The organism is Streptomyces sp. NPDC058678 (assembly GCF_042714835.1).
Taxonomy (GTDB): Bacteria; Actinomycetota; Actinomycetes; order Streptomycetales; family Streptomycetaceae; genus Streptomyces.
Window position 1 is genome coordinate 79,393 of record NZ_JBHXSG010000003.1, and the last position, 6,291, is coordinate 85,683.

A 6,291-nucleotide genomic window follows, 5' to 3' on the forward strand; every position below is an offset into this window, starting at 1 on the left:
CCTGGCGGGTAACTTCCCCTTCATGAAGATCACCGAGCCGGCCCGCACCGCCGAGCAGCGCAAGCGTGACGTACTGGCCCGCCTGGAAGGGGAGTTGGATGTCTGGGTGGCCACGGCCGACGCCGACGGGCTGCCCTGCCTGGTGCCCCTGTGGTTCGTGTGGGACGAGGACGAGGTGTGGATGTGCACGCGGCTGACCAGTCCCACGGGCCTCAATCTGCGTGACGGCGGCCGGGCCCGGCTGGCGTTCGGGGACACCCAGGACGTCGTGCTCCTCGACGGGGAGGTGCGGACGTTCGAGGGGCGGGACGCGCCGGAGTCGGCGGTCGGCGCGTTCGTGACGAAGACGGGCTGGGACCCGAGGCAGGACAGCGCGTCGTACGCGTTCTTCCGGGTCCGGCCGCGCGCCGTGCAGGCCTGGCACGGTGAGCACGAGATGCGCGGGCGGCATCTGATGCGCGACGGCGCGTGGGTGGTCTGAGGCGTACCCGAGCCGGGCCTGAGGGCGCGTGACCTCAACCTGCCTTCAGCTGCAGCCCGTTGAGCGTGGCCAGCTCCTCTTCGGTGAGGCGGACGGCGCCCGCGGCCACGTTCTCGGCGAGGTGGTCCGGGTTACCGGTACCCGGGATGGACAGGACGTGCGGGCCTTGGTGGAGGGTCCAGGCGATCCTGACCTGGGCGGGGCTGACGCCGTGGGCCCGGGCGACGGCGAGCAACTCGTCGTCGTGGGCGGTGGTGGCGCCCTGCGGCCCGGCTTCGCCGGCGACGGCGTAGAACGGCACGAAGGCGACGTCCTGTTCGCCGCAGAGGCGCAGGAGGTCGTCGGTGTCGGGGTCGCGGTGGTCGAGCCCGAACCGGTTCTGCACGCACACCACGGGCGCGATGGCCTGCGCCTCCGCGAGGTGGCGGGCCTCGACGCCGGAGATGCCGAGGTGCCGGATCAGGCCCGCCTCGCGCAGTTCGGCGAGAGCCCCGAAGTGCTCGGCGATCGAGTCCTGCCGCATCCGACGGAGGTTGACGACGTCGAGGTGGTCGCGGCCGAGCTGGCGCAGGTTCTCCTCGACGTGTCCGCGCAGCTCGTCGGGGCGGGCCGAGGTCCCCCACTCCCCTGAGTAGTCGCGGTACGGGCCGACCTTGGTGACGACGACCAGGTCGTCGGCGTACGGCGACAGTGCGCTGTTGATGAGTTCGTTGGCGGAACGCAGGGCGGAGAAGTAGAAGGCGGCCGTGTCGATGTGGTTCACACCGAGCTCGACCGCCCTGCGCAGAACGGCGATCGAGCGCTCCCGGTCACTGGGGGTCCCATGGTGGAAGGCCGCGCTGCCCGTCAACCGCATCGCGCCGAGACCGATGCGGTTGACGGTGAGGTCGCCGAGTTTCCAGGTGCCCGCGGCGTCCGCGGTGATCGTTTCGGAGGTCATCGGCGGAGTCTGGCATACGGGCGATTCACCGCCGTATGCACTTTGCGAACTCCTTTACGGCACCTCAGCAGTAGAGGTTGCCGCCCGGCGAGACCCCGAGGATCTGGGAGAACTGCTGGTACTTGGTCACCCGGCTCTGCACCTGCGCCGGGTTCTTGCCGTCGCACTCCAGGGAGCCGTTGATGCTGCGGATCGTCTGGCCGAAGCCGGCACCGTTGACCATGGCGTTGTGCGGGGTCATCGTGCCGGGGCCGCTCTGGGTGTTCCAGTACCACAGGGCTGTCTTCCAGGCGACGGCCGCGTCGTTCTGCACCAGCCACGGGTTGTTGAGGAGGTCGATGCCGAGCGCGTCGCCCGCGGCCTTGTAGTTGAAGTTCCAGCTGAGCTGGATCGGGCCGCGACCGTAGTACGCCGCCTGCCCCGCCGGACAGCCGTAGGGCCTGCTCCAGTCGCAGTAGTGCGGGTAGTTGGCGGTGTTCTGCTCGACGACGTGCACGAGCCCGCCGGTCTCGTGGCCGGCGTTGGCGAGGAACGCGGCGGCCTCCTGCTTCTTCACCGTGTCGCCGCCGGTGTTGGCGAAGCCGGGGTAGGTGCTGAGGGCCGCGGTCAGGCCGCGGTAGGTGTAGAAGGAATTCCGGCCCGGGAACATCTGGTCGAACTGCGCCTGGCTCACCACGAAGGTGCCGACTGGCGTGCCGGGACCGCTGTCGCAGGCGTAGGGCTCCCAGTACCAGGTGCTGATCGTCGGGTCGTAGCCCGGGTTGGCGTGTTCGGCGATGTAGGCCTTGCCGTCGGTGTAGCGGACGATGTCCCCGGCTGCGTACGACCGTCCGGCCGCCCAGCTCGGGTAGCTGGAGCAGGCGGCGGCGGAGGCGCTGGTGGCGGACACGGTGATCGGCGCGGTGCTGCCGAGGACGAGTGCGGTCACGACTGCGGCTGTGCGGCGTCTCGACACGAGGTCAACTCCTCTGCGGAGCACGGCCGCTCCCTGACAAGGGCAGCGCGAGGCGAACCCTTGTGCGCGTGCCGGCTAGGCCGGCCACGGCGTGGGGGCGGCCGTGGTGGGGGGTGGGGAGCCACACTCAACCGCTTTGGTATGTACCAGTCAAGGGTATAGACCAGCTCACTCGTGTCAGCGCGATCGCGTCAGCGCAACGGCTTGCGCAGCACCGCCTTGCGGTGGCTGAACGTCTCGATCGAGTAGCGGCCGTGGTAGCTGCCCGTGCCGCTCTCACCCACGCCGCCGAACGGCAGGTCCGAGACCGTGAGATGGGCGAGCGGCAGGCCGTACCCGAGTCCGCCGGACGAGGTTTCGTCGGCGATCCGGCGCCGCGTCTCGTCGGCCTCCGAGAAGACGTACAGAGCGAGGGGCTTGTCGCGGTCGTTGATGAAGTCGATCGCCTCGTCGAGGCCGGGGACCGTGACGATCGGCAGGATCGGACCGAAGATCTCCTCCTGCATCACGGGCGACTCGGGGTCGACGTCCGCGAGGACGGTCGGTGCGAGGTACTTGGTGGCGCGGTCGCCGACGCCGCCGACGACCACGCGGCCCGAGTCGAGCAGGCCCGACAGGCGGTCGAAGTGCCGTTCGTTGATGATCCGGCCGTACTCGCCGGAGGCCGCCGGGTCGGCGCCGTGGAGGGCCTCGACGGCTCGGGTGAGCGCCGGTTCCAGAGCGGCGGCGGTGGCCGGGTCGGTCAGGACGTAGTCGGGGGCGACGCAGGTCTGGCCGGCGTTGAGGAACTTGCCGCGGACCAGCCGGTCGGCGACGACCTCGAGGTCGGTCTCGCGGTCGACGAACGCCGGGGACTTCCCGCCGAGTTCGAGGGTGACCGGGGTGAGGTGTTCGGCGGCGGCGCGCATCACGATGCGGCCGACAGTGCCGTTGCCGGTGTAGAAGACGTGGTCGAAACGCTCGGCGAGCAGGGCCGTGGTCTCGGGGATGCCGCCCTCGACGACGGCGACCGCGTCGGTGTCGAGGTAGGCGGGCAGCAGCCGGGCCAGCACGGCGGAGGTGGCGGGGGCCAGCTCGCTCGGCTTGGCGACCACCGCGTTGCCGGAGGCCAGGGCGCCGACCACGGGGGCGAGCAGGAGCTGGGCCGGATAGTTCCAGGGGGCGATGACGAGGACGACACCGAGGGGGTCGTACTGCGTCCAGGCCGTGGCGTCGGCGCCGAGGTGCGCGGGGACCGGGGCCGGTTCGGGGCGCAGCCAGTCGGCGAGGTGCTCCAGGGTGTGGTCGATCTCGCGGACGGTGAAGTCGATCTCGGTGCGGTGGGCCTCGGTGGCACTCTTGCCCAGGTCGGCGTGGAGGGCGGTGGCCAGGTCGGCGCCGTTCTCCGTGAGCATCTCGCGCAGCCGGCGCAGTTGGGCGGTACGCCACTCGACGGGCTTGGTGCGGCCGGTGCGGAAGGTGGCGCGCAGGCGGGCCACGATGTCGGCAGGCTGCTCGGGGGTGGGCTGGTTCACGGGGCCTCACTGGTCTGTCATGGGTGTGCAATATCAGGTGTATAGGCCAACCATTCATGGGCGGAAATAATTCCGGACGCAGAAAAAACACCGTACGCGATCTTGGTGCCACAGCTCGTGATCAGCCGCAGGGCTCCGCCGACGCCCCTTCGAGCGTGTCGACGAGCCGCTCCAGCAGGGCGCGCAGCAGTTCGTCGTCGCCTTCGTCCAGGACCGGCCAGCGCTCGCGGACCTCTCGGCTGACGCCCCGCCAGTAGGTCAGGCCGCGCGGGGTGAGGTGGGCGAGTATGCGGCGGCGGTCCAGGGGGTCCACCCGCCGGTGGACGAGGTTCTGGTCGACGACCTGGTCGATCGGTTTGGTGAGCGTCGGCGGCGGCAGGAACACCGCTTCGGCCACCGCCGCATGTAGTGGCCCTCGCCGTCGGCGAGCAGGGCCAGCACCCGCCAGGAGTCGAGCGAGCAGCCGTCCTCGTCGAGGACGGCCTGAAGCCTCCGCGCGGCAGTCGTTCGGCCCGCGTCAACAACCGCATCAGATCCTGGGGCTGGCGCGGAGGTGGGTGGGCATCCTTCTCCTCGGCCCCGGGTGCGAATATCGCACAAATGCCACCTCCGCAACGGATCGTGCCTTTCTCGCACTTGCCCGCCACTCCCCCACCGCGCCGCACCGACCGGTCCACGAGACGCACTGAAGTTCACCGGGCCGAGCCGGAATCATGACCACATGTTCGAGTTCGATCCCCATCCGCTCGACTGGTTCACTGCCGCGGGCGTCATGTGAATTCCGGTGAGGAGTTCGGCCCGAGGTTTTTTGTTTCCCGTTTCGTTTCCTGCGGAGAGTCGGAAGATACAGCCGGGTAAGTACCGCGAAACGCGTCGGAAACAGGCTGACTTGAGGCTGTGGACCGCACTTCAGGAACCAGCCGGTACACCACAGGGGAAAGCTGGGCGCTCGCGCCACCACCGCGCCTGAAGGGCTGTTCCTTTCTTCCCTTTCAGGTGTCCTCCAGGGGACAAGGAGGTTCTTTTGTCCAGCGTGCCCAGCATTCACCGGCGCCGGCTTCTGGCCGGTACCGCGGCGCTCGCAGCCGTCGTCGCCCTCTCCGCATGCGGCGCGAAGACCGACGCGGCAGGCTCGTCCGACAAGGCCGCGAAGATCGACACCAGCGGTGACACGGTCAAGGTCGGCCTGCTCAACTCGCTCTCCGGCACGATGGCGATCAGCGAGGTGACCGTACGCAACTCGCTGCTGCTCGCCATCTCGGAGATCAACGCCAAGGGCGGCGTCCTCGGCAAGAAGATCAAGCCGATCAGCGAGGACGGCGCCTCGGACTGGCCCACCTTCGCCGAGAAGGCGACCAAACTGATCAAGGAGGACAGTGTCGCGGCCACCTTCGGCTGCTGGACCTCCGCCAGCCGCAAGGCTGTCAAGCCGGTGTTCGAGAAGAACAAGTCGCTGCTCTTCTACCCCGTGCAGTACGAGGGTCTGGAGGAGTCGCCGTACATCTTCTACACGGGTGCCACGACGAACCAGCAGATCATCCCGGCCCTCGACTACCTCAAGAGCCAGGGCAAGAAGAAGCTCTACCTGGTCGGCAGCGACTACGTCTTCCCGCGGACCGCCAACAAGGAGATCAAGGCGTACGCGAAGGCCAACGGCATGACGATCCTCGGCGAGGACTACGCGCCGCTGGGCTCCACGGAGTTCAGCACGATCGCCAACAAGGTGAAGGCGTCGAAGGCGGACGCCGTCTTCAACACCCTCAACGGCGACTCGAACGTGGCCTTCTTCAAGGAGTACAAGTCCGCCGGCCTGAGCGCGGCGACCATGCCGGTCGTCTCGGTGTCGATCGCCGAGGAGGAGGTCAAGTCGATCGGAACGCAGTACCTGGAAGGGCAGTTGACGGCCTGGAACTACTACCAGACCACCCCGGGCGCGGCGAACACCACCTTCGTGAAGGCGTACAAGGCGAAGTACGGCGCGGACAAGCCGACCAGTGACCCGATGGAGGCCGCCTACACATCGGTCTACCTGTGGAAGGCGATGGTCGAGAAGGCGAAGTCCTTCGACCCGGAGAAGGTGAAGGCCGCCTCCGACGGCATCACCTTCGACGCGCCCGAGGGCCTGGTCACCGTGGACGGTGCCTCGCAGCACATCTACAAGACCGCCCGGATCGGCAAGATCGGCAGCGACGGTCTGATCGAGCAGGTGTGGGACTCCGGCAAGCCCATCAAGCCGGACCCGTACCTCAAGGGCTACTCCTGGGCCGCCGGCCTGTCCTGACCGCTCGTCGCGGGGGGGGCGCCCCCCCCCCGGCCCCCCCCCCCCCCCCCCCCCCCCCCCCCGCCCCCCCCCCCCCCCCCCAAAATAAAAAAAAAAAAAAACCCCACCCAACCCAAAAAA

Annotated in this window: 5 protein-coding genes and 1 pseudogene; 2 read left to right on the forward strand and 4 right to left on the reverse strand. The window is 68.8% G+C overall.

The window, feature by feature from the left end; all coding sequences use genetic code 11:
• Window positions 1-22: 22 nt before the first annotated feature.
• A complete protein-coding gene (locus ACFWWR_RS04760) occupies window positions 23-481 on the forward strand; it encodes a pyridoxamine 5'-phosphate oxidase family protein (RefSeq protein ID WP_384301976.1) in 459 nt (152 codons plus the stop codon).
• A gap of 34 nt (window positions 482-515) precedes the next feature.
• Here the strand turns inward: ACFWWR_RS04760 and ACFWWR_RS04765 are convergent, their stop codons facing one another.
• From ACFWWR_RS04765 to ACFWWR_RS04780, 4 genes and pseudogenes are all read right to left on the reverse strand, one after another.
• Window positions 516-1,421 carry an aldo/keto reductase gene (locus ACFWWR_RS04765; RefSeq protein ID WP_384301978.1) on the reverse strand — a complete coding sequence of 302 codons (906 nt, stop codon included), beginning with the start codon at window positions 1,419-1,421 and terminating at the stop codon, window positions 516-518.
• Between the two features lie 64 nt (window positions 1,422-1,485).
• Window positions 1,486-2,376, reverse strand: a complete 891-nt coding sequence (locus ACFWWR_RS04770) for a glycoside hydrolase family 19 protein (RefSeq protein WP_383867404.1) — start codon at window positions 2,374-2,376, stop codon at window positions 1,486-1,488.
• A gap of 191 nt (window positions 2,377-2,567) precedes the next feature.
• Window positions 2,568-3,890, reverse strand: a complete 1,323-nt coding sequence (locus ACFWWR_RS04775) for an aldehyde dehydrogenase family protein (RefSeq protein WP_384301980.1) — start codon at window positions 3,888-3,890, stop codon at window positions 2,568-2,570.
• Window positions 3,891-4,011: 121 nt separating this feature from the next.
• Window positions 4,012-4,420 (reverse strand): annotated as a pseudogene (locus ACFWWR_RS04780) (MarR family winged helix-turn-helix transcriptional regulator).
• A gap of 512 nt (window positions 4,421-4,932) precedes the next feature.
• On the opposite strand from ACFWWR_RS04780, the gene urtA reads away from it, so the two are divergent.
• Window positions 4,933-6,171, forward strand: a complete 1,239-nt coding sequence (gene urtA, locus ACFWWR_RS04785) for an urea ABC transporter substrate-binding protein (protein ID WP_384302118.1) — start codon at window positions 4,933-4,935, stop codon at window positions 6,169-6,171.
• The last annotated feature ends 120 nt before the right edge of the window (window positions 6,172-6,291 follow it).